This is a genomic window from Leucobacter celer subsp. astrifaciens (assembly GCF_001273835.1).
Lineage (GTDB): Bacteria > Actinomycetota > Actinomycetes > Actinomycetales > Microbacteriaceae > Leucobacter > Leucobacter celer.
Genome location: NZ_JHEI01000201.1, coordinates 1 through 25,991, shown reverse-complemented (window position 1 = coordinate 25,991; position 25,991 = coordinate 1). Strand labels below are relative to the sequence as shown.

At 65.2% G+C, this 25,991-nt stretch carries 26 protein-coding genes and 2 tRNA genes; 14 read left to right on the top strand and 14 right to left on the bottom strand.

What is annotated here, in order from left to right; genetic code table 11:
- Positions 1-114: 114 nt before the first annotated feature.
- Positions 115-753: a 5-formyltetrahydrofolate cyclo-ligase gene (locus tag AMS65_RS18080; protein WP_083451838.1), complete on the bottom strand. Its 639-nt coding sequence runs from the start codon at positions 751-753 to the stop codon at positions 115-117.
- A gap of 102 nt (positions 754-855) precedes the next feature.
- Here AMS65_RS18080 and galU point away from each other — a divergent pair, with 102 nt between their 5' ends.
- From galU to AMS65_RS18065, 3 genes are all read left to right on the top strand, one after another.
- The gene (galU, locus tag AMS65_RS18075) at positions 856-1,782 is read left to right on the top strand and encodes a UTP--glucose-1-phosphate uridylyltransferase GalU (protein ID WP_053385542.1); all 927 of its coding nucleotides are present in this window, start codon (positions 856-858) and stop codon (positions 1,780-1,782) included.
- 3 nt (positions 1,783-1,785) lie between these two features.
- The gene (locus AMS65_RS18070; protein ID WP_053385541.1) at positions 1,786-2,391 is read left to right on the top strand and encodes a GNAT family N-acetyltransferase; all 606 of its coding nucleotides are present in this window, start codon (positions 1,786-1,788) and stop codon (positions 2,389-2,391) included.
- A gap of 87 nt (positions 2,392-2,478) precedes the next feature.
- Positions 2,479-3,573 (top strand): hypothetical protein, encoded by a 1,095-nt coding sequence (locus AMS65_RS18065; protein ID WP_053385540.1) that lies wholly within the window; start codon positions 2,479-2,481, stop codon positions 3,571-3,573.
- A 207-nt stretch (positions 3,574-3,780) separates the two neighbouring features.
- Here AMS65_RS18065 and AMS65_RS18060 read toward each other — a convergent pair.
- Both AMS65_RS18060 and AMS65_RS18055 read right to left on the bottom strand, forming a co-directional pair.
- Positions 3,781-3,856, bottom strand: a tRNA-Ala gene (locus AMS65_RS18060).
- A 63-nt stretch (positions 3,857-3,919) separates the two neighbouring features.
- A complete protein-coding gene (locus AMS65_RS18055) occupies positions 3,920-5,887 on the bottom strand; it encodes a sigma-70 family RNA polymerase sigma factor (RefSeq protein ID WP_053385539.1) in 1,968 nt (655 codons plus the stop codon).
- 209 nt (positions 5,888-6,096) lie between these two features.
- Between AMS65_RS18055 and AMS65_RS18050 the strand changes: the two genes are divergently transcribed.
- From AMS65_RS18050 to AMS65_RS18030, 5 genes are all read left to right on the top strand, one after another.
- Positions 6,097-6,726 carry a LysE family translocator gene (locus AMS65_RS18050; RefSeq protein ID WP_053385573.1) on the top strand — a complete coding sequence of 210 codons (630 nt, stop codon included), beginning with the start codon at positions 6,097-6,099 and terminating at the stop codon, positions 6,724-6,726.
- Positions 6,727-6,840: 114 nt separating this feature from the next.
- Positions 6,841-7,827, top strand: a complete 987-nt coding sequence (locus AMS65_RS18045; protein ID WP_053385538.1) for an arsenic resistance protein — start codon at positions 6,841-6,843, stop codon at positions 7,825-7,827.
- Between the two features lie 78 nt (positions 7,828-7,905).
- Positions 7,906-8,340 carry an acyl-CoA thioesterase gene (locus AMS65_RS18040; protein WP_075201089.1) on the top strand — a complete coding sequence of 145 codons (435 nt, stop codon included), beginning with the start codon at positions 7,906-7,908 and terminating at the stop codon, positions 8,338-8,340.
- A gap of 303 nt (positions 8,341-8,643) precedes the next feature.
- Positions 8,644-9,555, top strand: a complete 912-nt coding sequence (locus tag AMS65_RS18035) for a tyrosine-type recombinase/integrase (protein WP_157502443.1) — start codon at positions 8,644-8,646, stop codon at positions 9,553-9,555.
- A gap of 1 nt (position 9,556) precedes the next feature.
- Positions 9,557-9,629, top strand: a tRNA-Lys gene (locus AMS65_RS18030).
- A 159-nt stretch (positions 9,630-9,788) separates the two neighbouring features.
- Here the strand turns inward: AMS65_RS18030 and AMS65_RS18025 are convergent.
- The 6 genes from AMS65_RS18025 to AMS65_RS18000 all read right to left on the bottom strand — a co-directional run bounded on the left by AMS65_RS18025 (position 9,789) and on the right by AMS65_RS18000 (position 16,823).
- Entirely contained in the window at positions 9,789-11,297 is a 1,509-nt protein-coding gene (locus AMS65_RS18025; protein WP_157502441.1) for a CotH kinase family protein, read from the bottom strand.
- 298 nt (positions 11,298-11,595) lie between these two features.
- Positions 11,596-11,829, bottom strand: a complete 234-nt coding sequence (locus tag AMS65_RS18020; RefSeq protein ID WP_053385535.1) for a hypothetical protein — start codon at positions 11,827-11,829, stop codon at positions 11,596-11,598.
- A gap of 506 nt (positions 11,830-12,335) precedes the next feature.
- Positions 12,336-13,136, bottom strand: a complete 801-nt coding sequence (locus AMS65_RS18015; RefSeq protein ID WP_053385534.1) for an IclR family transcriptional regulator — start codon at positions 13,134-13,136, stop codon at positions 12,336-12,338.
- A 13-nt stretch (positions 13,137-13,149) separates the two neighbouring features.
- Positions 13,150-14,688 (bottom strand): sugar ABC transporter ATP-binding protein, encoded by a 1,539-nt coding sequence (locus AMS65_RS18010; protein ID WP_053385533.1) that lies wholly within the window; start codon positions 14,686-14,688, stop codon positions 13,150-13,152.
- A 22-nt stretch (positions 14,689-14,710) separates the two neighbouring features.
- Positions 14,711-15,793: a sugar ABC transporter substrate-binding protein gene (locus AMS65_RS18005; RefSeq protein ID WP_053385532.1), complete on the bottom strand. Its 1,083-nt coding sequence runs from the start codon at positions 15,791-15,793 to the stop codon at positions 14,711-14,713.
- Between the two features lie 43 nt (positions 15,794-15,836).
- Positions 15,837-16,823 carry an ABC transporter permease gene (locus AMS65_RS18000; RefSeq protein ID WP_053385531.1) on the bottom strand — a complete coding sequence of 329 codons (987 nt, stop codon included), beginning with the start codon at positions 16,821-16,823 and terminating at the stop codon, positions 15,837-15,839.
- A 176-nt stretch (positions 16,824-16,999) separates the two neighbouring features.
- Between AMS65_RS18000 and AMS65_RS17995 the strand changes: the two genes are divergently transcribed.
- Positions 17,000-17,854, top strand: a complete 855-nt coding sequence (locus tag AMS65_RS17995; RefSeq protein ID WP_075201088.1) for an SDR family oxidoreductase — start codon at positions 17,000-17,002, stop codon at positions 17,852-17,854.
- A 63-nt stretch (positions 17,855-17,917) separates the two neighbouring features.
- Here the strand turns inward: AMS65_RS17995 and AMS65_RS17990 are convergent, their stop codons facing one another.
- Together AMS65_RS17990 and AMS65_RS17985 are read right to left on the bottom strand one after the other, a co-directional pair.
- Positions 17,918-18,919, bottom strand: a complete 1,002-nt coding sequence (locus AMS65_RS17990; protein WP_053385529.1) for an IS481 family transposase — start codon at positions 18,917-18,919, stop codon at positions 17,918-17,920.
- Between the two features lie 75 nt (positions 18,920-18,994).
- Positions 18,995-19,828, bottom strand: coding sequence for an oxidoreductase (locus AMS65_RS17985; RefSeq protein ID WP_053385528.1), 834 nt, complete (start codon positions 19,826-19,828; stop codon positions 18,995-18,997).
- 109 nt (positions 19,829-19,937) lie between these two features.
- On the opposite strand from AMS65_RS17985, the gene AMS65_RS17980 reads away from it, so the two are divergent.
- A complete protein-coding gene (locus AMS65_RS17980; protein WP_206542023.1) occupies positions 19,938-20,519 on the top strand; it encodes a TetR/AcrR family transcriptional regulator in 582 nt (193 codons plus the stop codon).
- 147 nt (positions 20,520-20,666) lie between these two features.
- On the opposite strand, the gene AMS65_RS17975 is transcribed toward AMS65_RS17980, so the two are convergent.
- Positions 20,667-21,350, bottom strand: coding sequence for an NAD(P)-dependent oxidoreductase (locus AMS65_RS17975; RefSeq protein ID WP_075201087.1), 684 nt, complete (start codon positions 21,348-21,350; stop codon positions 20,667-20,669).
- Positions 21,351-21,513: 163 nt separating this feature from the next.
- Entirely contained in the window at positions 21,514-22,185 is a 672-nt protein-coding gene (locus AMS65_RS17970) for a DsbA family oxidoreductase (protein WP_053385525.1), read from the bottom strand.
- Positions 22,186-22,264: 79 nt separating this feature from the next.
- Between AMS65_RS17970 and AMS65_RS17965 the strand changes: the two genes are divergently transcribed.
- A complete protein-coding gene (locus AMS65_RS17965) occupies positions 22,265-22,804 on the top strand; it encodes a TetR/AcrR family transcriptional regulator (RefSeq protein ID WP_075201086.1) in 540 nt (179 codons plus the stop codon).
- Between the two features lie 14 nt (positions 22,805-22,818).
- On the opposite strand, the gene AMS65_RS17960 is transcribed toward AMS65_RS17965, so the two are convergent.
- The gene (locus tag AMS65_RS17960) at positions 22,819-24,390 is read right to left on the bottom strand and encodes a phytoene desaturase family protein (RefSeq protein ID WP_053385523.1); all 1,572 of its coding nucleotides are present in this window, start codon (positions 24,388-24,390) and stop codon (positions 22,819-22,821) included.
- Positions 24,391-24,662: 272 nt separating this feature from the next.
- Here AMS65_RS17960 and AMS65_RS20675 point away from each other — a divergent pair, with 272 nt between their 5' ends.
- The 3 genes from AMS65_RS20675 to AMS65_RS20205 all read left to right on the top strand — a co-directional run bounded on the left by AMS65_RS20675 (position 24,663) and on the right by AMS65_RS20205 (position 25,978).
- Positions 24,663-24,917, top strand: coding sequence for a MarR family winged helix-turn-helix transcriptional regulator (locus tag AMS65_RS20675; RefSeq protein WP_368664705.1), 255 nt, complete (start codon positions 24,663-24,665; stop codon positions 24,915-24,917).
- A gap of 595 nt (positions 24,918-25,512) precedes the next feature.
- Positions 25,513-25,746: a glutaredoxin domain-containing protein gene (locus AMS65_RS17950; protein ID WP_053385571.1), complete on the top strand. Its 234-nt coding sequence runs from the start codon at positions 25,513-25,515 to the stop codon at positions 25,744-25,746.
- 28 nt (positions 25,747-25,774) lie between these two features.
- Positions 25,775-25,978, top strand: a complete 204-nt coding sequence (locus AMS65_RS20205) for a hypothetical protein (protein WP_206542021.1) — start codon at positions 25,775-25,777, stop codon at positions 25,976-25,978.
- The last annotated feature ends 13 nt before the right edge of the window (positions 25,979-25,991 follow it).

Below are 25,991 nucleotides of genomic sequence, written 5' to 3'. Positions count from 1 at the left end.
CGCGACACCTTTTGCCGCTTCCTCGCTCTCATATGGTGTGAGGGCTTCACGACATGACGTTCCCCGCGTGGTGATAGAGACTTCCCCTGTCTCGAGTGCAAGCCCTCACGTCCCTCAGAGTCCGTGCCCGCCGTGGGTCCCCTCGTGCGGGCACGGGTCTCCTGAACCGCCGAGGCGCCGCGTGCCTCCCGGGGTGACGACACCGACGACCGGCACGTCGTGGGCCTCGCGGGGGAGCTCGGGTACCAGGTCCTCCTCGAACACCACGGCGTAGACGGGAGGGCGCGGCACGAGCCCTCCGAGGAAACGGTCGAAGTATCCGCCGCCCCAGCCCAGCCGCACCCCGCTGCGGTCCACCGCGCACGCGGGGATCAGCATGAGGTCGACACCCGCGAGTGCGGTCGGGTGCACCGGGGGGCCGACGGGCTCCGGGATGCCCAGCGGACCCGCGACGAAGCCCTCGCCGGAGAGCACCCAGTTCATGGCACCGTTCGGCCTCGTCACCGGGAGCAGCACCGCGACATCATGGGCCGAGGCCCACTCGAGGAAACCGCCGGTGTCGGGCTCGTCGGGGAGAGAGGCGAAGCAGGTCACGCTCCGCGCCCCGGCGCGCTCGACGAGTTCGACGAGCCGCCGCGTGAGCTCCGATCGTGCGGAGGCGCGATCCTCGTCGCTCATGCTGCGCCGTCTGGCCCGCACCGCGGCACGCACCGCCCGCTTGGCGGTCTCGTCCGCGCTCAGCTGTTCGCCCATGCAGGCCAGCATACGGCCGGGCACGAGCACAGGCGCCGTGCAGTGCACAAGGGGCAGCACCCGACTTGGGTGCTGTCGGGGGCGGGGGTTAGGCTGGCTTTCATGACTGATGCACAGGGTTCGCGGAGTTCGGTGACGAAGGCGGTTGTGCCGGCTGCGGGGCTGGGGACCCGGTTCCTGCCGGCGACGAAGGCGATGCCCAAGGAGATGCTCCCGATCGTGGACAAGCCCGCGATCCAGTACGTCGTGGAAGAGGCCGCCGCGGCGGGACTGGATGATGTGCTGATCATCACCGGCCGCAACAAGACGAACATCTCCAACCACTTCGACAGCGTGCCCGAGTTGGAGCATGCGCTCGAGCGCAAGGGCGACGCGGACAAGCTGAGCAAGGTGCACGAGCCCAACGAGCTGGCCGATGTGCACCTGCTCAGGCAGGGGCAGCCGCTCGGCCTCGGGCACGCGGTCGGATGCGCGCGCAAGCACGTGGGTGACGCGTCGTTCGCGGTGCTGCTGGGCGACGATCTGATCGATGCGCGGGATCCGCTGCTGGAGCGCATGATCGCCGAGCACGACACCCGCCAGGCGACCGTGATCGCCCTGATGGAGGTGCCGCGGGAATCGATCCACCTGTACGGGTGCGCGGCGGTCGAGGCGACCGACGATCCGGACGTGGTGCGGGTGACGGGGCTGGTGGAGAAGCCGTCCGCCGAGGAGGCGCCGTCGAACCTCGCCGTGATCGGCCGGTACGTGCTGCGCCCGGAGATCTTCGACATCCTCGACGAGCTGCCCCCGGGACGCGGGGGCGAGATCCAGCTCACGGACGCCCTGAACCATCTCGCCGAGGGCAAGGGCGACGGGCCCGTCTACGGGGTCGTGTTCCGGGGCCGCCGCTACGACACCGGCGACCGTGCCGACTGGATCAAGGCGAACGTGCTCCTGGGCGTCGATCACGACGAGCTCGGAGACGAGATCCGTTCCTGGATCATCGACTTCGCCGACCGCCTCCGCGCCCACGACACGAACGGCTGACACGTGGCGCCGCTCGGCCGCCCGATCGAGGAGCCCGCCCCGCTGCAGCACGGACGGGTCTCCCTCCGCATCATCCAGCGCCGCGACGCCGAACCCCTCCGCAGCCTGCTCCAGCGCAACCGCAACTGGCTCCGACGCTGGGAGGCCACGCACCCGTCGGGGCGGGGGATCGAACCGGGCTCGGTGTCGATGCGGCCGACGGTGAAACTGCTGCGGCGACAGCTCCGCATCGGCAGCGGAGTGCCGTTCGTGGTGCTCGACGACGGCGAGGTCGTGGGGCAGTTGAGCATCTCGGAGCTGAGCGGAGGCGCGCTGCAGTCGGCTCAGATCGGCTACTGGGTCTCCGAGCACGTCGCGGGGCGGGGCATCGCCCCGACGGCTGTGGCGCTGGCCATCGACTACCTGTTCGACGAGCTGCGGCTGCACCGGGTCGAGGTCTGCATCCGGCCCGAGAACACGGCGTCGCTACGGGTCGTCGAGAAGCTGCGGCTGCGATACGAGGGGCGCCGTGACGCCTATATCCACATCGATGGAGCCTGGCGCGACCACGAGTGCTACGTGGTGACCCGGGACGAGGCGGCGGGCGGGATGCTGAGCCGGCTGCCGTAGCCGCTCCTCGTCCGATTTCTGCCCGCTCGATGAGGATCGCGGCGCGCCGGGAGGCGACCGCCCCGCGAACGTCGTACAGTGAACCCCATGACGGGCGGCGTACTGGGTGGGGGCGTGATCTTCGTGGTCGCGGCGCTGCTGTGGGCGGCGGTGCTGGTGCCGGCGTGGATCCGCCGCCGGGAGTTCCGGGCTGCCGAGCGCAACGCGGCTCGCCTGCAGCGCACGCTGCGGGTGCTCGCCGAGACCGCGGAGGTGCCGCAGGAGCTGCGCATCGAGGCCAGCGCCCGCCAGGCTCTCGCCCACGAGAAGATGCTGCGCACCGCGCAGAAGCGGCAGGCGGCTGAGCAGGAGGCCGAGCTGGCCGAAGCGCGCGCTGTGCAGCTGCGGGCCGAGATCCACGCGCAGCGGATGCAGCGCAAGGAGGCCGCGGTGCAGCGCTCGGCGCGACTGCGACGCCCCGCGGTGCGCCGATTCCGCGCGCTGGCGGCGCTGGGCGCGCTGGTCGGCCTGATCGGCGCACTCGTCGGGATCGGGTTCGCCGTCGCCGGGAGTGGCTTCGCGATCCTGGTGTGGTGCGGGCTGGTCTTCTTCGCATCGCTGGGCGCGCTCGTGCTGATGGCACCCGGTCGCGTGCGGGTCGAGTCGATTCCCGCTGAGCAGGCGGCGCCGGCCGAGTTCGTATCCGAGGTCGAGCAGCCGGCCGCCGCGACCGAGGACGCCGGCCAGGCTGCGGCGGCGCACGCGGCTGCGCAGCAGGCGGCCGCTGCGCGGATCGAGCGCGCACGGGCTCTGGCCCGGAGCCGCGCCGAGCGCCCCGCCGCGCGTGAGAACCAGCCCGATTCGATGCTGCTGCGCGAGGCGCGCGAGCAGGCGGCTCGGGATCGCGGCGCCCAGCGCCCGGCAGGGGCTCCCGCCGCAGCGCAGCGTTCCACCGATCAACAGAGCGGCACCGCGCAGCAGAGCGGCACCGCCGCGACCGCGGCTTCGGCGCCGAGCGAGGATGCCACGAACGCCGGCGTCCCGAGCGTGGGCGCTGTGCCGCGCAGGGCGCCCGCCCCGTCGATGAGCGCCCAGCAGCGGGCTGCGCAGGAGCGGCTGCGCAGGATGGGCGTGATCGGCGATACCAGCGCCGGGATGCCCGATCTCGACGCCGTGCTGCGCCGCCGCCGCAGCGCGAGCTAGGTAGCAGTCCGCGCGCTCCGACGCCCGCCCGAGCCGCCCTCACCCGGGAACGCCGCACGAAGTCCGATTTCGGGGCGCATCAGCTGCAGAATCGATCTGATAGTGCAGGCAATGGGCCTTCTATTTCCGACCGGTAGCTCCGAGCACCCCTGTGCGGGCTGCACAACCCTGAACACAGGAGAACCCCCGCGATGCGGGGGTTCTCGGTGGTGGATCTGAGGGGAATCGAACCCCTGACCTTCTCATTGCGAACGAGACGCGCTACCAACTGCGCCACAGACCCTGACAGCGATCCACTCTAGCAGTATGAGGACCGCGACACGAAATCAGGTGGGCAGCACCGCGTTCACACCTCGGCGACCTCGAAGACCGGATCCTCGGGACCCCAGGGCCCGAAGATCTCGTCCGGGTCATCCACGTACGCGAACGCCTCGGTGCTCGCGCCGCGGACCACCCCGCTGCACGGCCTGAAGCTGAAGACGTAGAAGCCGCCGGTGAGCATCCGCACCCGCCGCACGGCGCTGCCCTGCGCGTCGAGGGGAACAACGACGGTCTGCCCGGTCCACAGATCGATGCAGACCGAACCGTTGGCCGGTCCGAGTATCGCCACGACGACGCCGGTGCTGCTGGCCTCCACCAGCATCATCTCGGGGTTGTCCTCGAAACCCGCCACGGCGACGGGGAGCAGGGTGAAGCTGCCGGTCGTCAGCTGCGAGGTGCTGGTACCGTCGGCCGCCCACAGACGATACGCGTAGGTGCCCGCGCTCTCGCGTTCGAGCAGGCTCATATCGAAGCTCCAGGCCCCGTCCGCGGCCGCGGTCGTGGCGAAGACCTGCTGAGAGTCCGGGAAGCCGGAGCCGGGGACCCCCTCGAGCTGCAGCAGCACCCGCGCGCTTGGACTCGTGCTGCCGCGCAGCGTCGGGGCGAAATAGTCCGTACTGGGCGGCGAGCCGACGCTCACCGTCAGCGGCGCCCCGGGATCGGTGGATGGGCCCGGGACGTCGTCGGGTTCGGGCCTGGGCCGATCCCGGGGCTCGCGTTCGTCGGGGGTCGTATCGCCGCCGAAATCGACGTCCTCGATCGTCTCATCGTCGTTCCCGCGCCCGGTGTCCGGCCGCTTCTTGTCGTTCCCGCGATCCTGACCGCCATCGTCTCTCGAGCCATCGCCCGTGCCGGTTCCGTCATCTCCGTTGTCGTCTCCGTGGCCGACCCCTTGGTCGCCGCGGGAATCGTCGGACGCGCGATCGTCGTCGGCTCCGGGACGCTGAGGCCGGCGGTCCTCATCCTCGTCCGTGACGAATACGGACTGTCTCTCATCCGCTGCGCTCTGCGACGACGAGCCCGCGGCGTTCTGATCCGTGCTGCGCCCCGCGCCGCCGGGCGCCACGAGCAGCGTCAACGCGAGCAGGCCGCTGGTGATCAGCGCGCCGACGCCCACGCCGACTCCGAGGGTTCCGCCCGCCGCGCCGGCTCCGGTCGCCGCGCCGATGGCCACTGCCGCAGCTCCGGCGGCTAGCCCCGCGGAGAGCGGTGACGCCGACGGCAGCGCGACGCCGAGCGCGGTGAAGCCGGCGACCGAGAGCGTCGTCTTGCGCATCCGGGCCGCCGAACCCCGCAGCTCGGTGTGCAGCTCGGAGCAGACGGCGCAGTCCTGCAGATGCGCCTCGACATCGGCGGAGGCGGCGTCGAGATCAGTGAGGTACTTCGGCAGCAGTCGTGCGACGTGCCCCGGGTCGTCCCGGAGCGCGGCGGGCACCTGCTGCGCCAGCCACTGGTAGCTCAACCCTGCCCGGGCCCGGGCCAGCAGCTGCGACACCGCGTTGGGCCGGATGCCGAACTCCTCGGCGATCTGCGGGCGGGCGACGTTCTCCACCTCGGAGAGCCACAGGGCCCGCTGCCAGCGTTCGGGCAGGGCCTGGAACGCCGCCAGGAGCTCGGCCGAGGCGGCGTCCTCCTCGAGCACGCTGAGACCGTCGCGCGGGTCGATGCGCTCGATCTCGGCCACCGTGTCGTAGTTGTCGCTCTCCTTCGCCCACCGGACCGCCGTGTTGCGCATCGTGGTGAAGAGGTACGCCCGGAAGGCGGAGCGAGGGCCGTTCCCGGCCACCGTGACCTGCTGATACACCGCGAGGAAGGACTCGGAGGCGAGATCCTCGGCACGCGAGGGATACAGACGGCGCGCGACGCGCAGGGCCGCCGAGATATGCCGGGTCCACAGCGCGACGTACGCCGTCTGATCACCGTCGCGCAGCTTGTCCAGCAGTTCGGCGTCGCTCAGGTCCTTCTGCGCAAGATGCTCGTACGCAAGGCTCATGACGTTCCCCAATCCTCACCCGCGACCACAGGCGCAGCATCTCTGCATGCGCGTCCCAATGGAACCCCTTATCCCGTAGAGAGTGCGTAGCGGGCGAAAAGTGCCGTGCCTCTCGTAAAAAAGTTCTCTCGGCCCACCGCTCATCTCGTGCAACCGGGGTTCGGCGAGCTGATTCATGCCGACGGCTGCTCGCGCACTACACTGTGCTCGTGAATCCCGCTATCTGGTTCTCCCTGCTCACCGCATCCGTCGTGATCAGCCTAACCCCGGGTGCGGGAGCCATCAACACGATGTCCAACGCGCTGACGGTGGGATGGCGTCGGTCCTTCTGGGGCGTGCTGGGTCAGCAGTTGGCACTGGTCCTGCACATCCTGATCGTCGCCGCGGGCGTCGGTGTGCTCGTGTCGAGCACACCGATCGTGTTCAACGCCATCCGGTATCTCGGCGCCGCCTATCTCGTGTACCTGGGGGCACGCCTGATCCTCGCGAAGCCGCGGGAGGGGTCGATCCCCGAGGAGGGCGACGCCCCGATCGGCGAGAGCGCCTGGTCGCTGCTGCGCCGCGGATTCTGGGTGAATCTGCTCAACCCCAAGGCGATCGTGTTCTTCCTCGCGTTCATCCCTCAGTTCATCCGCGCCGATGCGCCGCTGGTGCCGCAGTACCTCGTGCTCATGTGCACGGTCGTGGGAATCGACGTGCTGGTGATGTGGTTCTTCTTCGCAGCGGCGGCCAAGCCGTTCCGGCGCTACGTCGCGACCGTGCGCGGGCAGCGGATCTTGAACACGGTGTTCGGGATCCTGTTCGTCGCGGTGGCGGTGCTGCTGCTCTTCGTCCACTGAGTGCGGGCGCCCGGCGTCTACCGCCCCGCGAGCCCCGCTCCGCGTCCACCGCGTGTTCACTGAGCGGGGCGCCTCCCGCGCAGCGCACACGATCCGGTCTGGGAGGATGTCTCCATGCGGGTATGGGCGGAGTGGTGGGAGCGGCACCAGGTCGCGCTCTATCTCGTCGCCCTGGGGGTGGGGGCCGCGGTCGGTCTGGGGGCGCCCGCGGTGGCCTCGCCGGCGGAGGCCGCGGTCACCCCGGTGCTGGGACTGCTGCTCTACGCCACCTTCCTCGGCGTACCATTCGGCAGGATCGGCGCCGCGCTGCGCGACGGGCGGTTCCTGCTGACGGTGTTCGCCGTCAATTTCGGGATCGTGCCCGTGGTCGTGTTCGCGCTGTCGAGGATTGTCGCGCACGATCGGGCGCTGCTGATCGGAGTGCTGTTCGTGCTGCTGACGCCGTGCGTGGACTACGTGATCGTGTTCACCGGTATCGCCGGGGGAGCGCGGGATCGTCTGCTCGCCGCGGCCCCGCTGCTGATGCTCGGGCAGATGCTGCTGCTGCCGGTGCTGCTGCACTGGTTCGCGGGAGGCGGCCTCGTCTCCGAGATCGACCTGGCGCCGTTCGTCGACGCGTTCCTGCTGCTCATCGTGCTGCCGCTCGTTGCTGCTGCGGTGACGCAGTGGCTCGCGTCTCGGTCGAGGATCGGCACGACCGTGCAGGGCGTCGTGATCGCGGCGATGGTGCCGCTCATGATGCTCACGCTCGTGCTGGTCGTCGCATCGCAGATCGCGGGCGTGGGCGCGAGGCTCGGCTCGCTGCTGCTGGCGATCCCCGTCTACGTGCTCTTCGCCGCGATCATGGTGCCGCTCGGAGCCGTGGCCGCGCGCTTCGGCGGTCTCGATACGCCGGGTCGGCGGGCGGTGGTGTTCAGCGGAGTGACCCGCAACTCGCTGGTGGTGCTGCCGCTCGTGCTCGCTCTGCCGGCGGCCTTCGACCTCGCCCCGCTCGCCGTGGTCGCTCAGACGCTCGTGGAGCTGCTGCTGATGGTGCTGATGATCCGCGTGATCCCGCGGTGGGTTCGGGATCGCCCTCCGCTCGCCGGGCCCACGGCCTGACCCGCCGGCGCCCTCCGAGGTGACTCCCGAAACACTCCCGTTCGGCTCCCGTAACATCGCGCTCCTAGGCTCGCAGGCATGACGATCAGCCGGGTACACCAGGGTGAAGGCATCAACTTCTACACCCGGAAGTGGGTGCGCCCCGAGGATCTCAACGCGAACGGCACACTGTTCGGCGGCAGTCTGCTGCGGTGGATCGATGAGGAGGCCGCGATCTACGCGATCATCCAGCTCGGCAACCAGCGGGTGGTCACGAAGTTCATCTCGGAGATCGACTTCGAGGCGTCGGCGCGGCAGGGCGATCTGATCGAGATGGGGCTCGTCGCCGTCGACTTCGGGCGCACCTCGCTGACCATGCGAGCGGTGGTGCGCAACATGATCACCCGCAAGACGATCCTCACCATCGAGCGCATCGTCTTCGTGAACCTCGGCCCGGATGGCCAGGCGGCTCCGCACGGCTACTCGTCGATCACCTACGATCGGGATCGCACGCCGACGCCCTTCGACGAGTAGGCGCCGCGGGTTCCGGAGTGCCCCGGGGGACGCCCGTCGCGACGAGAAGAAATGAAGTAGGCCCCGTGGGACTCGAACCCACGACCCGCGGATTATAAGTTCTCGATTGCCTCTTCTCAGCTGGACGGCGGAGCTGTAGTTACCTTTGTGGACTTTAGGGCGAAAGACGTACGGGCTGGATAGCTAATTGTCTAGATTTCCAATTTAATTGGTGAGTCGTCGAGAGTGTACGAGTCGATGCAGAAAAGATGCGATGGGCGAGGGGAGTATCCCTTCGCCCTTTGTCTTTTCTAAGGAGATAGATTGAGCTGGCAAGGTGTTGTGAATCGATTTGAGGCATTTCAAAGGGCCTCAAATCTCAGTGAGCGCACGATAGGTGGACGAACAGAAGTCCTTCAGCGTCTGGCCCGGATGAGCGGAGTTCAGCCGCAGGAGGTGCAACTGGAACACATGATCGAGTTTCTCAACCGCGACCATGCGCGGACGGGGCGGCCCTTGGCCGCCGGCACTAAGCAGGTCGAGCGCTCTTATCTTCAGTGTTGGGGGCGGTGGATGCACGAAGAGGGGATGACGGTCCAGAACCATGCTGCTCGGCTTCCTCGTGTGAAAGTTCCTAGAAGACAGGCTCGCCCGATCTACCTTGAGCATGTGATGGCTCTGCTGGAACTGGACGTGTGGCAGTCCACGAAAGATCTCATCGCGGTCCTCGCGAACACTGGGCTTCGCGTTGGCGAAGCGGTGCGGATTCGGGGTGAGGACTATGACCCTATCGGCAAGACTCTGCGCGCGGTTCGCAAAGGTGGGCTCGTGCATATCCTGCGTTTGCCGCAGGCGATGGTGGAGCTCGCGGAGAGGATGCCGCGGGAAGGATGGTGGTTTCCGTCAACATATGTTTCGCGACAGTTTCCCGAGGGCGGTGGGCACATCTTGATGAAATCTGCGAGTACAAAGATCGGTCACGCGCTGCGGAAGATCGGGATCAAGGATCCTAAGATCACCGGACACAGCCTCAGGCACTTCTACGCCTGCATGCTCTTGGCGAACGGAACTCCAATACACGTCGTTCAAGAGATGCTTGGGCACGCTTCGCTGGCTACCACTCAGCTGTACATTCTTGTTCGAGACGAAGAGATCAGAGACGCGGTGCAACTGATCCCGCGTATCGATTCGCGCGATTCGGTGATGCAAGGTGTTTCTCATAAGCTTGTTGCATAACCCCCCTATAGCTCAGTTGGTAGAGCAGCTGACTTTTAATCAGTGGGTCGCAGGTTCGAGCCCTGCTGGGGGGACAAGCTGAATAAACTTGTATGGGAGAAAGGGCTGACCGCCAACTTTCAGTAGCGCGAAGGGACGTTCCAGGGATGTGGAACGTCCCTTTGAACTGGCCTGGTTCTTGTTCCGACCGGCTGACAGGATAATTGGTTGGAACAAGAACCAGGCCAATTCACTCATCCCTGACTGACGTCAGTGCCTTGCCGGCTCACCGAGTCGCCCGTGAGCATGCTCGCGATGGAATCTGCCTCCGTCTGAATCGTGTTCGCGTCGACCAGATCGCTCGCCTGGTCTGTGAGGAGTGCGACTAGGTCATCCAGATATGCCTGCGCGTCGCCGCTGTCGTAGACGGATGCGATCAGCGTGTCAAGGGCCGTGTCATACGCCGAATGGAACGTGTCGTTGGCAAGGAACCGTGACGAGAGCACATTGGTGCCACCCATCTGCATGCCACGCGGAGCACTCTCCTCCCCGGTGTGCGCGCCATCAGGTACGTCGGTGGGGGCTTCTGTCGGCAGCGTGCTCGGGTCCGGCCTCTCCTCGCCGTCGGCAGGCATCATCCGCTCGCCGGCGCCGCCACCTTGTGGGCCGCCGACGCCCATACCTCCCAACCCGCCGAATGAGAGGTTCTGGTCCCAGGCCACGACGGTCATCAAGCCGGTCTCCGGGTCATAGTGAAGATAGGAGTTGTTCCCGGGCCCGTCGATGTCGTCGGCATTGGACACGAGGTCCTGCACCGCGAGGTAGTCGGCAAAGGAGTCCACCTCGAGGTAGTCAGAGAGATGCTCCTCGAACTCCTCGTCCGTGGAGTTGTTGATGAAGTTTAGGAAGGCGATCAGCGGGGCATACGCTGCGTCCTGGGAGAGGCCGTCGGCCTCGAACTTCACGTCGAATGCGTCAAGATACCCCTCACTGTCCTCCCCGCGGTACGAGTAATCACCCTCGGAGTCCGCCTTGTACGTGATCCCAGTGCCACCGAAGGCGTCGTCGTTCCACGCGTCATCGTCGGGCAAGTCGATCACTAGGCGCAACTGCTCGTCGCTCCCGTTCACACTGAGCCGCGTGTACGCGGCCTCCTCACCCGCGACGTTGGCCTGGTTGATCGCGTAGAGAGCCACCGCCTCATTCAGGGACGTCTCGGTGTTGTTCCCGCGCACGACGAAGTCGCTGCGTCCGGCGTACTCCTGACCATCGACGTACTTGTCCAATCGAATGAGCCAGGGCAGTCCCGCAGGGTCATCGGCGGAGACCGTGCCCCCACCCTCGGAGAAGCCTTCACCCTGCGGTGCATTCGTCTGCGCAGCGGCGTCATCGTCTTCCGCCTGCGCAGAGGGTCCGCGCTGATCGTTGCCGAGTCCGCGCAGGCTGGAGTTGCCCTTTAGGCGCAGACCGACCTCCTCGAACGTCTGCCCGTCGATCGCGACGGTGGCCGAGATCCATTCCTTGCTGTCGGTCTCCGCGTAGGCGTCGATCATCGCTTCGTAGTCGGCATCGTCGTACTCGATCGATATGGAGTGCACCTCGTCAGTGTCGAAGAACGAGGCGTCGCTGCTCGACGTCCTCTCCGGAAGATCCACGGCTGAGCATCCCGCGATCAAGATGCCGGCAGAGAGGATGGCTGCCGCAGCCCAGGGCGCTCGTCGGCGAGGCGCGGAGGCCGGGTTCGCTGTCTTCGAGATGATCACAGTTCTGGTTCCTTTCGGGCGCTGAGGATTCGGTCGCGAGGTGTCGCAGAGTCGCTTGCGGATTGGCGGTTGCTGTCATGGACGTGCGCATCGCGCGGTACCGCCGCCGGGAGTCGATGGCGCTGGTCGTCTGACGGAAAGTGGCGACGGAGCACCCGAGTCCATTCGCTAGCCGGGAGGTCAGGACGCTTCGAGACGATACCCGTGCCGTGCTTGCTGATCGTCGCCGGACGGATTCCCTGCGACCAGAGCAGCCGATCGATCACACCGGCATGGCCGCCGGTCTCAGTCTCCACGATCACGAGATTGGGCAAGGACATGACTGTGCCGTCAGCGAGTTCCCACGATAGATCCGTGACGATCGTCGCGCGGCCGAGGAGTCCGAGGGCGCCTCAGCGACCGCGATTACACCGATATTCACTCCGATGAACGCGACGACCAGATCGCGTCGTCGGTGGCGGACGAAGTTGATGCCGATGGAGAGGAGGAGGAAGGCGACGAGATCCGCCGTGATCATGATGAGGTCGGGCACGCAAGCTCCTTATTTCGGGACCGGACATGATCTACTCAATCGTCGCCAGCTTTGTAGGAGCTATAGAAAAACTCGAATCTGCTGATAAAATTTGATCTCTGCGAACCACTCGGCTACTTCGGCTCGCGAGATGTCACTGTATCGGGCTACCCACCGCGAGGCCCGCTCCCCAACTGCGACTGAGATAGCGGCGGGCCTTTCTCGATGACATCCGGGACGGCGCAGCGCTTCGACGCGAGAGACCCGCAGATTAACTCACCTTGGCGGACGAGTACGCGTCGGTCAGCGGGCCCCGCCGCGGTTCCATCGTCATAGGGAGGCGTCTGCTCATGTCTGGAGGTCTCTGATGTGGGTGGTGATTGCGTCCGCCCTGGCATCGAATGTGAGGGCTTAGCCGACGAGACGTTTGCCGCCAGCGATATGTGCGACTGGTCGCGCCCATTGGTAGCGCAGGACTTCTGCTGCTTTTGCGGGAGCGCGTGGTTTACGGGTGCCGGGTCTGCTCGTTAGGCCGAGGATGCGAGATCAGGTACCGTGTTGGCAAGCGACAGTTCGCGTGACAGCCACGACGCGCCCATGCGAATCACTTCGGCGAGGCGTGCGGGGTCGACTCGGTTCTTCGCGCCACAAATGGCAAGAGTCGCTACGAGCGTCTCGTTGGTCGACTGCACGGGTGCAGCCACCGCGGTGATGTCGCGGGTCATCTCGCCGATGTCAATGCCATAGCCGCGCAGCCTGGTGCGCGCAATCTCTTTGCGAAGCTCTGTCACATCGCGAATCGTGTCTGGTGTGATCTGGCCGAGTCCGTCTGCGGTGCACCGGTCGAAGAGATCGGCGCCGCTGCCCGATAGATACACTTTGCCGGAGGCCGAGGCGTGCAGGGGCAAACGGTCCCCGACGGTTGTCGACAGCCTGGTGGCGGTGCGCTCGGAACGCTTGTCAAGCACAACTGCGTCGATGCCGTCGAGCATCGTCAGATAGACACTCTCCCCGGTCACCGCAACCAGCCGGTCAAGTACAGGCGAGGCACAGGCGATCATGTGGCGGCGTAGCCCCGAGCGGTTGCCGAGTTCGAAGAGCCTGATGCCGAGGCGATAGCCACCGCGCGGAGTACGGTCGAGTGCGCCCCACGTCACAAGCTCGTTGATCATCCGAAACGCGGTAGACTTGGGTAAGCCGGTGCGCTGGACGAGCACCTGCAGCGAGAGCGAGTCGTCGTCGGCATCGAAAGCGCTCAGCAATGACAGACCACGCGAAAGCACCGACGGCGCCGGCCTTTCGGGGTCTTCGAGCGGAATCAGTGTCATAGCGTCTCTCCAGTTACGTTGCGTCAACTGCGTCTGAGCCTGGCGCCGTAGACATCGCGTAAAGAACATTCTCTACGGTCATCTCGTCTGACGCGAGCACCGCCCGAACCCGACCGTGGTAGAACACGATGATGCGGGTGCATAGTTCAACGAGTTCGGGCACATCGGTCGAGGTGACGGCGACGGCGGTGCCGTCAGCCGCAAGCCCACGCACTATGTCGTGCATCTCTGCGCGGGCACCAATGTCAACCCCGCGGGTTGGGTCGTCAAGCAGCAACAGATCTGGATCAGTAGTCAACCACTTCGCGAAGACGACTTTTTGCTGGTTACCGCCGCTCAGCTGTCCAGCAAGCTGCGCCGGGCCAGACGATACGATGCCGACCTGCTCGGACATCTTGATGGCCCGCTCGGTCAGGTCGCGGCGGCTGATGAAGAACGACCCTTCCCCGAGCGCGTCACGGGTCACTGCCGACACGTTGTCGGCGATGCTGTTGTCGAGCATCAAGCCCAGTCTGCGCCGGTCACCGGGGACGAGCGCCACCCCGTGTCGCACCGCGTGACGAATAGACGTTGGTGTGAGTCCGTCTGGCAACGTCACATTGCCAGAGCTCGCTTTGGCCATGCCGAACGCAAGTTCGAGCACTGTCTGGTGACCAGCCCCGGGACGACCTGCAAGCCCCACAATTTCGCCCGGAGCCACGGTCAATGTCACATCGTGCAGCGAATCCCCCATGCTCACGTCTTCGAATTTCAGGGCACCACCGGGTGAAATCATCTGCGTATGCGCACGGTGCAAGGTCGGGTGATCCGCCGGCCCCACCGCCACATGCTCAATGTCGCTGCCGATCATGGCACGCACAAGCACCCGAGGGTCTTTGCCCTCCATCGGCTCATTTACCCAAACGTTCCGCCCGTTACGCAGTACCGTCACGGTATCGCACACCTGCATGACTTCGTCGAGCATGTGCGAGACATAACAGATGGCTACGCCGCGGCCGGCCAGGTCGCGCACGACTTCAAGCAGGCGTTGCACGTCTTCTGGCCCGAGTGCTGAGGTCGGTTCGTCGAGGATCAGCACACGCGGCTCCAGCAAAAGCGCCCGGCCGATCTCGATCAGTTGCCGGTCACCAAGCGAGAGCTGCACCACTGGCGTATCGAGATCGAACGAGAGCCCGAGCTCTTCAACTACCGACGAAACCTGCTGCCGCATTTTACCTCGCGACAGAAATCCGGCACGCGTGCGTTCGTTGTTGCTAAACAGATTGTCGAGGGCGCTGAGCTCTGGGTAGAGGCGCAATTCTTGGGCAACCGTGGCGACCCCTAGCTTCGCAGCCTCCCGCGCGTCTTTGAATGTGACGTGTTTTCCGTCGAGAGTGACATTGCCAGCATCGGGCCGCAGCGCACCGCCGAGTACCCCGAGCAGGGTCGACTTACCGGCGCCGTTCTCGCCGAGCAAGGCGTGCACGGAGCCCGGGTGAAACTCGATACTCACGTCGCGCAGCGCGTGTACGCCGCCGAAGTGCTTGTTGATGCCTGCGGCCCGATAACTCATGATATCCCCTCAGTGCCTGCAACTAGCGGGCGTCAGCAAGCGGTCTGGTGTACTTTTCGACGTTTGCGACCACCTCAGCGGCGCGGTCTGCAAACCAGGCACGCTTCGCTTCGTCGCTCTTCTGGCGCTCGGTGACCTCTGCCACGTTCGAGCTATCGATCAGCAGGTAGCCCGCATCAATCCAGCCCTTCGGGAGTGCGGACGCGTCACCCGCGGCGGCAGCAAGCAGCGAGATCGCGACGTAGCCCTTGAGGTAATGCTCGGGCGAGACGATTGCTGTCAGGTCGCCGGCTTCGAGCGATGCCAGACCGTCGGTGCTGGGATCGAAGCCACCGGCGAACCAGTCGCCGCTCTGCGTAGAATGGATCTTGCCTAGGCTAATCGCGTCGAGCTCACCCGTGCCAATGAAGGCGACCGCGTCGGGGTTCGACTTCACCAGGTTGGTCCAGTTGTCGTTGTTCTGTGCGGGCTCCGACTTCGTCTCGAGCGGGCCGACCACTGTTAGGTTCGGTCGCAGCTCGGCAACCGCCTCCGCGATGCCTTCGCCGCGCGCGTCAAGCACCGACACTCCTGGAATGGTCGTGCCGATCACGACTGTCCCCGTCGCGTCCTCAGGCACCTCCTCCAGCACGGCCTCGGCGAGCGCACGCCCCGCACCCAAATTGTCGTTGCCGACGTAGAGGTCGACATTGCTGCCATCGAGCGGCACGGTGTCGACTGCGACCAGCGCGCGGTCCTTGGCGGCAAGGTCTGCGAGCGGGCGCACGAACAGTTCGGGCGATAGATTCTCAACCGCGATACCGTCTGCGGCTCCGACTCGGGCGAGATCCTCGAGTAGCTTGACCTGCTGCGGCGGATCAAATGCGGTCGGTCCGCTGACTGTGAGCTCAACGTTGCCGGCAAGGTCTGCGGCCGCCTGGCCGCCGTCTGCCATTTCCTGCGCAAAGCTCAGGCCAGACTGCGCGATCGAGAAGCCGAGCTGTAGCTGGCCGGCACCCGAGCCGCCACCCTGCGCATCGCTACCGGTGTCCCCCGAGGCCTGACAGCCACTCAGGGCGAGTGCCGCGGCGATGACGCTCGCGACAATGATTGGCCGTGTCTTCATTATTCTCTCCTCAATTGATGTGGGTTGGGTAAATCGGTGAGACCTAGAGGCTGAGTCGCTGGGCACGCACACGACGAATGACACTGTCGAGCGCAACGGCACCGAGAATCACGCACCCGGTCGCAAACATGCTCCAGTTGATCGGAATGCCGAAATACACGAGGCCGCTTGCCACCGAGCCGAGCAGCAACGTACCGAGCAGGGCCCCAGGCACCGAGCCGCGTCCGCCGGCCATGGAGGTGCCGCCGATGATGGCCGCCGCAATCGCGGTCAGTTCGTACCCCGAGCCGAGTGTCGGATCGCCAGCACCGAAGAAGCCGAGGGCGAGGATCCCAGCGATTCCGGCAAGGCCACCCGAGAGCGCCATCACAATCACGCGCACCGTGCGGAGCGGCATCCCTGATACGCGTGCAGCTTCTGGGTTTGCGCCAATCGCGCGCACGCGACTACCGAATCTTGTGGAAGTGAGTAGCACGGTGAGCACGACTGCAACGATCAGCACCACCCAGACTGATACCGGCAGCCCGAGCGCGGTTCCACCAACGATCGCGAAGAACGGATGGTCACGCGGTAGACCACCCACCTGCTGGCCTCCGGCGAGCGCGAGTGCGAGACCACGAATGACCGACAGGCTCGCGAGCGTCACGATCATCGTGGGCACGGCGATCACCACAGTCAAAATGCCGTTGAGCGCCCCAGCGATCGCACCGGCAAGGATGCCGGCGAGCGACGCGACCCAAGGGTTGATATCCGCGCTGATCAGGAGAGCTGCAACGACGCCGGACAGGGCGAAGATCGCGCCGACCGACAGGTCGATCTCGCGCATCGAGAGCAAGAAGACCATGCCCATCGCCATGATCGATACATAGGCTGCTTGCCGCACGATGTCGACCAGTTGTTCTGGTGCGATAAAGCTCGGGAAGAAGGCGCCGACAATGAGAATGATTCCGAGTGTCGCGCCCGCGACACCGTACTCTTCACGGTACGCAAACCGTCGCTTCTTCGGCGTGCTCTTCGCTGCTGCTTCCACCTAGGGCCTCCTCATTACCTCGCTGTATGAGATATGAGTATGCGAGCACTCACTGGCACCGACAAGAACTAGTTCCATTCAACGGCACTAGGTGTTACTTATCGGAAATACTCTTCACTATGGTCGTAGCGTGCAAGGGCAGTAGATCTGCCAACACTCGACCCGGAGGAGACGTGATGATCGGTGTGACCGGAGCAAGCGGAGCACTCGGAAGGCGAGTTGTGCGTGAGCTCACCGAAGCGGGCAGGGCCGATCTGATGCTCGGTACGCGCTCTGGCACGCTGACAGACGCCCCGGCAGGCGCCGAGGTACGGACGGTGGATTTCACTGATGAAGCAGGGACGCGCCAAGCCTTCACCGGAGTTGAGCACTTGCTGCTCATCAGCACCGGCGCAGACACCCCCGAACGTATCAAGCAACACCTCGTCGCCATCGACGCCGCGGTTGCCGCAGGAGTGCGCCGGATCGTCTACACCAGCTTCATCGATCACCAGGCCGCGTCACCATTTCCATTCGCTGCGGTGCACGAGGTCACTGAGCGGGCGCTGCGCGAGTCAGGGGTCCCCTGGGTCGCGCTGCGCAACGGGCAGTACGCCGACCGCTTCATCGAGTTCGCCGCAGGCGTGACCGAGTCTGGCGCCCTTCGCCTGCCGATCGCGCCAGACATGGGCTCTTCGTTCATTTCACGCGATGATCTTGCTCGCTTCGCCGCCCGCGTGCTGCGCTTCCCAGAGATTGAAGGTGTACTGACGCCTACGGGTGTGGCGCTGGTCACCTACGCCCAAGCCACAGAAGCTCTAGCCAAGGCGCTTGGGCGCCCTGTCGTATTCGAGCAGTGCTCGCCCAAGGAATACTACGAATCGCTCATTGCCGAAGGCTGGCCCGAGTGGGAAGCCGAGGCTTTCACAATGTTCTTCGACGCGATCGCTGAGGGGCGCACGTCCACCATCACGACCGACTTCGCTGACTTGCTTGGCGTGGATCCCACACCCGTTGCGGCCTTCATCGCCGCGGGAGTCGGAAGAGAATAGCCACGGGACGGGTACATCCTGACTGCCGCCCGCTCGGTCACACAAGTGAAAGCCACGTTCTGGCTAGCTGTATGAGGCCAGGACGTTGTTGACGCGTGACGGCGTCGCGGATGCGGGCGGCTTGCCATCATGTGCGCCGTGGGGCCGGTGGTAGTTGTAGTGCAGGTTCCAGGTCTCGAGCGCTGTCGCGCGCTGCTGTTCGGAGGTCCAGGTCCTGGCGTAGAGGAACTCCTCGGCGAGAATGCGGTTGTATCGCTCGACTTTCCCGTTGTGCTTGGGCGTGTACGGCTTCGTGCGCTTGTGCTCGGCACCGCCCAGGGCGGCGGCGAAGGCGCCGGAGCGGTAGCAGGCGCCGTTGTCGGTGATGATCCGTTCGATCTTCACGATCCCGTGCTGAGCGAACCACGCTCGGGCACGGTTCAAGAACGCGACGGCGGTCGGGCCCTGTTCGTTCTCGAGCGACTCGGTGTACGCGATGCGCGTGTGCCCGTCGATCGCGGAGTGCAGGTAGGAGTAGCCGGCGCGGGCCCCGCGGGTCTTCGCGCGGGCGGCGGCCCGAGCCTCGGGGCTGTTCTTCCCGTGTACCCGCCAGCCGCCGCCGTCGGGGATGCGCCCGACCTTCTTCATGTCCATGTGGACCATGTGTCCGGGATGCGTGGCAGTGATCGACTTGACCTCACGGTTGGTCTCGCCGCTCGGGTCGATAAACCGGCGGCGGTTCAGCCCGAGCTGGGCCAGGTGCCGGGTGATCGTGCGCCGGCTGACCGCAACCCCGTCAGTGCGCAGCTCGAAGGCGATGCGAGATGCTGGCCACTTCTTCTCACGCCGCAGCTTCTCGATTCGCACCACCGTCTCGCCAGGTGTTGCGGTCGGCTGCCGGACTGGTGCAGAGGAACGGTCGTGGAGTCCGAGCTCGCCGAACTGCTTGTAGCGGTTCACCCACTTCGACGCGGTCGCGCGGGAGATGCCCATCTCGGCGGCCACGTGCGCGATCGGGCGGGTCCGGCAGCGCTCGACGAGCCGCCTGCGGCCTTGCGGAGTCAGCGGCGCGTTCTTGTGTGTCATCGTGTCGGCCGTGCTCCTGGGAACTCGAGTGCGGGCGGTACAGAAACGGCTGAGATGTTGCCGGGGCGGGCTGGCTCAGTCGCGAGGCAGGCCGGTCGCGCGGGTAATCAGCGCGTCGAACTGCCGGTCGGTGAGGATGTTGCGCGCGGCGATGAGGGGCTTTGCGCCGAATCCCACTGCGTAGCGGGTCTTAGGGCGCTTCGCGGTGACGGCCTTGCCGATGGCGTCGGAGATCACGGACGGCGGTGAGTTGCGGTTCGCGTTCGCCTCGGATCGCAGGGATTTCGCCACTGCCGTCGCCTGCTTCCTATACGCGCCGGACCCGACGGTGTTGTCGAGGTGGTCGGCGGCGATACCGCCCCATTCGGTGGCGATGCCGCCGGGCTCGATGACGACGACGTTGATACCGAACGGCGCGACCTCGATTCGCAGGCAGTCGCTGAGCGCCTCGAGGGCGAACTTCGTGCCGTGATACCACCCACCGAGCGGGGTGTGGAGTTTGCCTCCCATAGAGGTGATGTTCACGATCGTCCCGGCGCGCTGCGCGCGCATGTGAGGGAGCGCCAGCTGGGCGAGCCGGATCGCGCCGAACACGTTGACCTCGAACTGGCGGCGGCCCTCGTCGATCTCGACGTCTTCCAGTGCACCGTACGAGCCGTAGCCGGCGTTGTTGACCAGCACGTCGATGCGGCCGGTCTCCTCGATGATGCGAGCGATGCCGTCCTGCATGGATTGGTCGTCCGTGACGTCCATCGCCAGTGGGCGGATGCCGTCATTGGCGAGCTTCTCGAGCCGGTCTACGCGGCGGGCCGCGCCGTACACAGTGAACCCGAGTGATTGCAGCTTCCGCGCGGTGGACTCTCCGATGCCGGACGAGGCGCCGGTGACGAGGGCGATCTTGGTGGTCATGACGTGCTCCAGATGTAAGATGAACGGTGATTCACATTTATCATGAATCAAGATTCATTTTTTTGCAAGCTCAACCTGGAGGCGTCTTATGCCCAGTGGTGCCCGGCCGATGCGCGCCGACGCGATCCGCAACCGAGCGAAGATCCTGGATGCGGCCCGCTCGCAGATCGGGCTGCACGGCCCGGACGTGAGCATGGAGGCCATCGCAAACGCAGCAGGGGTAGCCGTTGGGACGCTCTATCGGCACTTCCCGACGAAGGTCGACCTCGTTGCGGCCGTGCTGTCGGAGTACACCGAGCACATGATCACGGGAGCTCACCGCGCTCTCGCTCGCGCGCAAGATGAAGAACTCACACCCCTGCAGGCTCTGGCGGGATTTCTCGTGGAGGTCTTCCGCGTCACAGCGCAGAACGCCGCGGCGAAGGCTGCCGCGCCGGCGCTCGGCGCGTCGATCAACATCGACGAATCCGAAGCAGCGAAGGCCCTTGAGGACCTGATCGCGCTGGGCATCGCCAGCGGCGAGGTCCGCCCCGACCTCACGGTGGCCGACGTGTATCTGCTGGTCACCAGTACACCGGGCGGCACCAGTCAGCGCGACATAGAACGCTGGTCAGAACTCGTGCTGCCCAGCATCACTGCAGCCGCCGCGGCCATGAACCTCCCCCGTGAAGCGCCACCGACAACCGCTTAGCATCGATCGTTCCGTCACAGGCCGGCCGACAACCGTCAACAACCTCATGGCCAGCAACAGCTAGCTCCCAGACAGTCCTTCCCAAAAGGAGCTGAGACTGGGCGGCAGAATTTGAGATGGAGGCCGGCCGCCCTCGCCCAGCCCCTGTCAGTATGCCACGGCGAGGTGTCCGCGGTGGGGGGTGGGCGAGTCGAGTTGGTCGAGGACGGCCAGAGCGAAATCGGCTCCCCCTATTGCGGTGTGCCCGTTCGCGTCTGTGAGGACGAGGCCGTCGGTGCCGACTCGGTAGGTCCCTGTGGGTTCTCCTGGCACGTGGGAGCCGAACTCCATCCCGGGTGAGAAGAATGCCCAGTCGAGGTCGTCTTCGCGGGCGAGGAGATCTTGAAGGATGGCGTTCATCTGGGTGGCTTCGCTGATGAGCGCGGCGAGGTGATCATCAGGCACCCCACTGTTGTCGCCGAAGCCTTCGTCGATCACGCGGGGTCCTCCGTGTTCACGTCGCAGGGAGCTGAATCCGCCGACGACGAGCAGTGTTGTCCCCTGCTGGGCGACGAGATCAGCAATCTTGCGGTTGACGTCGCCGATCATACCGTCAAGGCCTGCCCGCGGAGAGAGCGCCGAGACCACGACGTCGCTATCGGCGATGACCACAGAGAGTTGGGCCGTATCGAGAGCATCGATCGCTCGGTACTCGACGTTGTCTGGCACGGGTTCAGTTGGTGCGTGGGCGCTGCGGCTTGCGACGATGACGTGGTGGCCGCGTCGTTGTGCTTCTGCGGCGATGTGGCTTCCTGCATATCCAGTTCCGCCGATGACGGTGATGCTGCTCATTTGTTCTCTTCTCTCTCGGGTGTGGGTGATGCGCTCGCAATTGTCTGCGGGGCGCTTGTGGGGGTCTGTAGTGTGGGTGCGGGCGCAACCCATTGGCATGCTGCGTCTTCTGCGCAGAGGGCTCCTCCGCCGATGGTGGGCAGAGAAGCTATCGCTGACTCACTCATACTGAGGCCGGTACTTCTGCTGCCAACGCCTTCTCGATTGCCTGCCGGTATCCGTCGACTGAGGCCGCGCCGGGAACGGCGAATCTGTCGTCGAACACTGCGAAGGGCACGCCCCGTGCGCCGAGGCGCAGTGCCGTGTTCCGGTCTGCGTCGACGTCATCGGCGAACTGCTCGGTGGACGCGACTTCTCGCGCCTCAGGCTCGGGGACACCGACCGATACAGCGGCATCGATCAGGAACTCGTCGCCGAAGGCGTCGTAGTTTCCGCCGAAAGCGGCGCGCTGCACGAGATCCATGAGCGCGACGCTCGCGTCATAGCGTCCGGCGAGTTTGATCATTCGGTGGATGCGCTTCGTGTTGCGGTGCCCGCGTCGGATGGAGAATGGCAACCCGTCCGCACGCGCTACCGCCCCGAACTGTTCCTCTCCGGCTTCGACCTCGTCGACGCTCGCGCCTGTCATCTTCGCAAGAACCTCGGAGTTGTCGAGGATCTCATCTGGCGTGTCAGGATGCAGTTCGAAGGAATGCAGCACGAGGTCGATGCGGTCCGCGTGACCGCTCTCGGCGATCGCGCGCTGCAACCGGTTGTCTCCCAGATAGCAGACCGGGCACACCACATCCGCCCACAGGTCGATCCGCAGCCGCCTCTCTTGGCTGGTATCCGTCATATTTCGCTCCTTCTTTCGCAGGTGACGTGATGTCCAACAACAACTAAACTGAGGTTATTCCTCAACTTAGGAGACTCTTGTGCCTCGACCTGTTCGCAGTGACGCTCGACGCAACGCTGAGCGCCTTCGTGATGCCGCCGTCGCTGTCTTCATGAAGAGCGGGATTAACGCTCCGCTCGAGGACGTCGCCCGGGAAGCGGGGGTGAGCATCGGGACGCTCTACAACCACTTCAGCAACCGGCAGGAGCTACTCGACGCCGTCCTTCCAGCCGCCGCCGCATCCCAACTGTCCAGGGTTCAAGCGGCCGTTGATGCGGCGACGACTGCCCGCGGGCGGATCGAAAGCTACCTGAGAGAGGTCTTCGCAGTTCAGGCGTCGGACCGTCTGCTCTCCGATGCCCTGTCCACGCTCCCTTTACTCCCCGCTGAGGCCGCGCGAACCTGCAATGAGGTGATGACACTGGGGCGTGACGTGATCACGGATGCTCGCAGTAGCGGAGAGACGGTTTTCCTTGACGAGGATGACCTAGTCGCACTCGTTCTGGGCAACAGTTTGGTGCAACGGGCCGGTGCTCCGGAGGGGTGGGATCGCTTCCTGTCGAGGATCGCACGGTCGTGATTTCCCGCCGCACTTTATTTCGCGAGCGATTTGGCGAGTAGGTAGCCCGATGTCGCGTTCGCGCCGGCTCCCGGCCAGGTTCCCGCACCGATCATGTACAGCCGCTTGATCGGCGTACGGTACTTCGAATAGCCCGGTGCGGGACGGAACAGAAGGAACTGATCGAGGTGATGGGACCCCGAAACGCTGTCACCGCCAATGAGATTCGCGTTGTCACACTCGAGGTCCGCTGGTGAGAGAACAGCGCGTGCGAGGATCCGGTCCTTTGTCCCGGGCGCGTAGCGCTCGATGAGGTCGACGACCCGGTCCGCGTACTGCTCTTTGACGTCATCCCAATGCGTGCCCGTGATCTGACCGGCCGCGTCGTCGGAGATCGTGTTCGGCAGGAAGCGCACCTGCACCCAGAGCGTGTGTTTGCCCTCCGGCGCTCGGGTAGGGTCGAAGCTCGTCGGTTGGCCTACGACAAGTACCGGTTCCTCGGGGAGCAGGCCCGCGATTGCGTCGTCGTAGACGCGACTCATAGCGTCCAGGCTCGGGGCGATGTGCACATAAGCGTATGTAGAAAGGTCCTTGCCCGCGCTCCACGCGAGTGGCGCGTCGAGGGCAAGGTGCACCATCATCGTGGCGGGGCCCGGACGGAACTTTTCAAGTGCGACGTCGAACTTCTCATCGCCTGAGCCGGCAGGCAGGAGGTTTTCGACAAGCAGCTTTGGGTGGGCGTTGGAGATGACCGCGCGCGATGCCTTCAGTACAGCGCCGTTGTCCAAGCGCACACCCGTGGCACGTTTGCCGTCCGTAAGGACTTCGGTAACGCTTTCGCCGAGCAGGATCTCTCCCCCTTTGGCTAGGAAGAGGGACTGCATCGAGCGAATGATCGAGTCTGCGCCGCCACGGCCGATGACCATGGGCTGAAGATGGCTGGAGACGCCCGTGAGGAAGGAGAACACTGCACCGCCCGCAATTTCAGGCGCGAAGTCGGCGTGCGCGCCCCATGCCGCGATCGTCGTTTTGACGCGATCGTCAACAAACCGCTTGTCGAGGAAGTCACGGGCCGACGATAGAAACAACTGGCCGAGGTCGGTGAGGAGGCTCACGCCGCCTTTGCGAAGGATACTCGCACCGATCAGCGCGTCGATCATCGACGGCATCGGTGAGGCCATCACGCCGCCGATGAAGGGGATCTTCTCACCGAACTCCTTCAGTAGTGCAGACCATGCTTCGACGTCCGCTGGCGACAGCGCCGCGATCTGCCCGAGCGTCTCCTCCACGTTCGTGGAGACACCGATGTGGGTGCCGTCGGGAAAGACACTCGCGTAGGAGTGCGATGTCTCGGCAAACTCGAGCCCGTGAGCCGCGAGCTCAGCGGCATACTCCTTATGGAACGCGGAACCGGCGAACTGGCCGAGACCCATCGCGTACAGATCGTGGCGATATCCCGGCAGCGTGAGTTCCGCGGCTTTCACAGCACCGCCCGCGACGTCGCGGGATTCGATGATGGCAACCTTCCACCCCTTGGCAGCGAGGTGTACTCCCGCGGCGAGTCCGTTGTTCCCTGCCCCGATAATGAGGGCATCGTATGTGGTCATCAGCGACCGACTTTCTGTGGCTCTTCAAACTATCTAGACAAGTAACTTTACTATTTTCCTGGTGGGGAAGGTAGCGTATTGTCGTGGCAATCGATGACAGTGAGCGAAGTTTTGTGCCGCTCCTGGGCGCGGTGGCACGCGCGAGTGAACATCAGCTCCTTGACCGGTTCGCTCGCGCCGGATACCCGGAGCTTCGTCACCGCCATGCAAAACTTTTCCAGGCCCTTGCCGATGGTGATCTCCGCGCCATAGATCTCGCAGCGCACCTCAAGATGACGCCGCAGGCTGTCGCTCAGCTCGTGGACGACCTCGAGAATTCCGGAAACGTCGCCCGCACGCCTGATCCTGCCGATGGCCGCGCGCGCCGGGTCACCCTTACCGAGCGCGGCCGTCACGCGCTGCAGGTATGCGAAGCCATCCTTGATGAGATGGCGCAGGAGGCCGCGGATATCGTCGGCGCCGGGCGCTTGGGCGATACCCGCCGAGTGCTCGAGGAACTCGCACGGCACTTCGACCGCGCAGGCTGACCCCGTCAACGAGAACACTGTCAGGGGTCTGGAGCATACACGTAGCCAGGGGCGTGTCGGTGACCGACCTACGGTGATGACCCCTGAGCGTATCGCCGCGGCTGAGCGGATGCGGGAGGAGCATCAGAGCTTCGAACAGATCGGCCGCGTGCTGGGTGTCGGTGCGTCGAGTGTTCGTCGCGCGCTCAGCAAAGCCTCTGCGGGCTGACCGCAGCGTCGGCTGAGCTGCAACGATAGCGGATCGGCCAGTACCTGCGTACCGCTGCGCGGGGAGTGAGCACCGTGGTGCTCATGGAGGGGCCGGCACGGAGGCCGGCGCTTCTTTTTTGGGGCTGCGCCCCGTTTTCTTGCCGTGAAGCCTTCGGCAGCATGCGGCCGCTGTGTGCTCCACACAGTCGTTCGCCGATCCGCTGGCGCGTCTCGGCTTCACGTGGCGTTCTCGCGTGTCCTGCGGCCACGCGGGTCCGCCACTACGGCTGTGCTGCGCACTTCGCGCCTCCGCAGGCACATTCGTGCCTTCACGGCAAGAAAACGTGAAGGGGATGAATCGAGAACAGCGCGGGGGAGCGCATCTCTAGTGCAGGAGGTACAGATCATGAGCAAGACCATCGTCACCGTCTATAGCAAGCCCGGCTGTGGCCCCTGCGGAATGACCTATCGGGAGCTCGACAAGAAGGGCATCGAGTACACCGTGGTCGACGTCACGGCCGACGTGGCCGGCCTTGAGCGAATCAAGGGTCTCGGTTACCTGCAGGCTCCCGTTGTCCTGGTCGACGAGGAACGGCACTGGTCGGGGTTCAGGCCCGACAAGATCGCCAGCCTCCGCTGACCCCAACACTCTAGATAAGGAACTCATCGTGACCCGTGAAACGAACAAAGCCCTAGTGCGGAAGGCCCACCAGGAGTACGGGGATCTCATAGCCAGGATTGTCACCTGGCCTGAAGGTCTCGGTATCGACGTCCACCTCGTCGGCGGAGAGGTCGTGCAGTGCTTCCCGAGCGGGCAACGGTACTCCTCCACTCAGGCCACCGTTCTTGAGAGAACGCAGCGACGGGTCTGATGCACGTTTAGGT